Raw genomic sequence first — 3,916 nt, 5'->3', positions numbered from 1 at the left:
TGCTGGAGTTCGGCATCCGTTGCGGGGATGACTTGGCGATCGCTATAAAAATTCAGAGAAGGACGACCATGATCGTAGGATGTGTAGATTGGCTTATTGATGGGAGTTTTGCGCTTAATCATCGCGGCAACGGGTTTAACCGGATAGGCTTCTGCAAGTTCCCAATTCCAGTGCGGCGATGTCATGAGTAGCAGTAGCGTTACATACGTACCCCAAAATAGCAGTGGAATAAATTGCAGGTCTTTTTGATAAATCAAAACTGCCGTTATCAATAAAGTCAAAGCAGCCGATGCAAACACCAGTTGCAAATTCCAGTTCGGTTGGGGGCCAAACGCAGCAAAATAAAAACTACCGCTTAGCGCCGCTAAACCCATGACTGTCAAAAGCGGTACCCAAGAGCGGGGATAGGATTTCTTACTCGGCGCATTCCAAATTTCAGCAAGCTGGGCACCTCCCAATAAAGCCACTGCTGGGTAAATCGGCAGTACATACCAGGGAAGCTTTGTTCCCATCACCGAAATGGCTACTAGATAAACACTCATCCACACCAGTACCAGTTTTGCCCAGCTCATATTGCGATTTTCCCAAGCAAGGCGCAATCCTTGAGGCAACAAGAATAACCAGGGCCAACCGTACTTTAAGATTTCCAACAGATAATACCAGGGGGGACCCGCGTGATTCTCGACGGGTGCCCAAATTCGTTCCAAGGATTGACTGAAGATGCCGGTGTTTACGAAAGCCTGCCCGTAGTGGAGAAATTGGGCACCATACCAAGCGGCAACTGGCACACTGCCCAAGAGCAAACCAATCCAGAAATAGAGGGAAGTTAACAGTCTGGGAGTATCCCAAGCTAAAAATACCAGGGCAATATTTAAAAGTAATAATCCCATCATGCCTTTAGTCAGGCAAATCAACCCAAACCCGATACCGGCACCGAGAGCGTAGCGCAAGTTTCGACGCGATCGCAACACGCACCACATCATCAACAGGAAAAAGCACAGCACTGCCCCATCCAGCATCGCCAGACGCCCATGACGCACAACGGGTAGTAGCGTTAAGTAAATCAAAGCCGAGAAAAGAGCTGGAAGGCGTCGCCGGAATAGTTCCCGTCCAATGCCATACAAAAGCGGCACACAAGCGGCACTCAGCAGCGCCCCAGGTAGGCGCGTTGTCCACTCATTTACACCGCCGATTGCGTAGGCACCGGCAATCAGCAGATGCATTAAAGGCGGTTTATTGAAATACTCCGTACCTCCCAACGTCGGATACAGCCATCTCAAAGAATCAAACTTTGCCTGCCAAATCTCACGAGCAACCTGGGCAACCGTTCCCTCATCCCAATCCCGTAAAGGCAGTACGCCCAGATTGATTCCAAATAGCAGGATAGCCGCTAGGAATAACCCTAAGACCCACAGCCTTTCCACCCATCTGTCAGCTCCTCTAATCTTCTTTTTTGAACGACCCCACGCAAAAGTTTGACGATCCATATTTAACAAAGCTCGTGGTATTTAGCGGCAATCCAACTTCATTCCCTGCGATTTATCTAACTCAATCATCTGACTAAAATCACAAGGTAAGTTTCCATGTCCTTATGAAGTTTGCATAACTCTATAGAATAAAGCCGGATTTTCTATCTTAAAGTGACCGAGGAAAACTCTCGCCATGCCTGCTCTAACTCTGTAGGACAATCTCAGAGTTGGAAACACTCGCAGCGTTTAGACTCAGTTTTACAGCGGTTAGACGCTCGTTGCGTTCCGAATTATAAAATTTATACCAGTAGTGAGAGTCATACGGAAAGTTTTTTTAGTCATCTATCGGCACATTTAGCATCGCCACCATGCAAGTGTAACGCCGACTTACTCTGTTCGCGTAAGTGTTGCTAGCGTACGTGTTGCGGCTTTGTGAAGAGCGAGCGCACTCTTTAACGATTCGGCAAGGCGAGATAACTGGCTGCTGTGAGAAGCGGGGTATCTGAAGTGCTGGCTCACAGCTCAAATAGAATTGCGATCGCAACACTTTATCGTTAATCGCTAAAAGATAAAAACTAGCTGGATCTCCCAAGATGAATCCTGGCGGTTAATTTCAATCTGGCGAATAAATTCTCGAAAGTAGAATCGTCGCTCTGATTCTGACAAATCTAGCCAAAATTGTGAGATAGATACAGCCTGCGCGATCGCTTGTAAATCTACTGGCGGCAGACTCGCCATCCGCGATTGCAATTGAGAGATTTCTGTGCGTAGCTTGTAGGCGCGTAACTGGGCAGTTTCTGAATCTAGAATGCCATTCTCTGTAAGCGTCGGCAACTGAGCTAAGATATCTTGCTTAGCGGCAATTTCATGGGTAATCGTGCCCTTAATTCCATCCATATTGGGAACATTCACCGTCGCTACTGCGCGGGGTAAATCCTGGCAGATTCTCTCAATCGTTTGCTCTAATACTTCCTGATAAGAAATAGCCCGACATTTGGGCTGTTTAAAACACTTGGTTGGGCGCAGATAAAGATATTCTCCCTGTTTGCGGGAAGCGGTGACGCGGGTAATCGTCATTGGCGACTGGCACTCTCCACAAACCACTAATCCCGCTAGAGAACGATTTGCACTAGCGGTACGAGGAGGCAAACGGCGGTTACGGCGCAGCAAGCGGTCAATTTGCGCGGCTTCTTCCCTAGATACGATGGCAGCATGGGTATCAGAGAGAATCTCACCATTTTTATACGCAGTGTCACCCCGATAGACTGGGTTCGTTAGCCAGCGTTGTCCAGTAGAAGCGGAAATTTTCTTGGCGTATTTCTTTTCTAGATACCGCACTGCACCACGTAAAGAACCATACAGCAGAAATTGTTCAAAAAAATCTTTGACGACCGGCGCGGCGCTGCGGTCTAGGATATAGCGGTCTTTACCTCGTCGGTAGCCATAAGGAGCTTTTCCAGGCGCTGGCGAGGCTTTGAGCCGCCGCTGAGCGTGTCCTTGGCGGATGCGATCGCTGCGCTGCCGATTCTGAATTTCTTGCAGGAGTTGCAGGGGTGTTTGATGATACGCAACTGATTCGGTAGTAATCATTTGAATGCCGAGGGATTCGAGATCGAGGATGCGATCGCATACTTCTTCCACCGAGTTTCCCAATTCTGCCAGTCGTCGGATTAATAAATAATTAGCGGGTTCTTCTTTACAATCTTGTAACAGCTGTCGTAGTTGTTGACGTTCCCCTAAATCTTGATAAACGCTATCTATTTCCCAACCCCACATCAAGGGATCGGGTGCAACTTCAAGCAACGGGTCAGTATAGGAATATGCAATGATTTTCATTGCACAATTATGTACCAAGCTGCCAGGAGCAGCCTGAAGAGTTTAATTTTAGCTTGTGTAGGTAGGCTTCGTTTCTGTAGCCCCACGCTTCTATCGTGCAGACAGGTCTTCGCAATTCGCAGGATGCTCCCAAAGTGCCCTGATTAGGATTCATGATTGACAGCTCATTCACCTAACTCAATGATGTTGCCATCAGGATCTTGAGTAAACAGCGCAGCGCGACCAGAAGCGCTCATTTGTAGGGGGTAGTTGTGAGCTATAAGCTTCTCCTTAGCAGCGTCTAAGTTGGCGACCAAGAAGGCTAAATGCCGATTCCGACCTAATTTCTCAGAATTGACTAAATCCGATGGTATGGAGTCGTCAACAATCAGGTGAATTTGAAACTCGCCGACTTGATACCATGCGCCGGGAAATTTCAGCACTCTATCCACCTTCGATAATCCCAACACGTTCCCGTAAAATTGCTCGGCTCGTTCCAAGTCAGAAACGAGAATGGCTGCATGGAGACATTGAGTAATCTGCATTGCTAGTTATACTTTTGCCTGTAATCATACCATTTTTACCTGGAGGTAAACGAATTCCTTAGAACCAAAAAATAAGTAAGAGAAATC

General features: G+C 47.4%; 3 protein-coding genes. All 3 read right to left on the bottom strand.

What is annotated here, in order from left to right:
* The coding region (locus H6F50_RS13595) for a glycosyltransferase family 39 protein (RefSeq protein ID WP_190429105.1) at nt 1-1,487 on the bottom strand (1,487 nt) is incomplete at its 3' end.
* Nucleotides 1,488-2,030: 543 nt separating this feature from the next.
* Nucleotides 2,031-3,305, bottom strand: a complete 1,275-nt coding sequence (locus H6F50_RS13590; RefSeq protein ID WP_190429104.1) for a recombinase family protein — start codon at nt 3,303-3,305, stop codon at nt 2,031-2,033.
* Between the two features lie 164 nt (nt 3,306-3,469).
* Nucleotides 3,470-3,829 carry a VOC family protein gene (locus tag H6F50_RS13585; RefSeq protein WP_190429103.1) on the bottom strand — a complete coding sequence of 120 codons (360 nt, stop codon included), beginning with the start codon at nt 3,827-3,829 and terminating at the stop codon, nt 3,470-3,472.
* Between the last annotated feature and the right edge of the window lie 87 nt (nt 3,830-3,916).

The sequence above is a fragment of the Coleofasciculus sp. FACHB-712 genome, assembly GCF_014695635.1.
In the GTDB taxonomy this organism is placed as follows: Bacteria; Cyanobacteriota; Cyanobacteriia; order Cyanobacteriales; family FACHB-T130; genus FACHB-T130.
Note: the sequence above shows the minus strand (reverse complement) of the source record. Positions and strands in the feature narration are given on the sequence as shown.

Excerpts from the sequence above, each read along its gene's own strand:
- H6F50_RS13585 (WP_190429103.1), bottom strand. The coding sequence starts at position 3,829 with ATGCAGATTACTCAATGTCTCCATGCAGCCATTCTCGTTTCTGACTTG.
- H6F50_RS13590 (WP_190429104.1), bottom strand. The coding sequence starts at position 3,305 with ATGAAAATCATTGCATATTCCTATACTGACCCGTTGCTTGAAGTTGCA.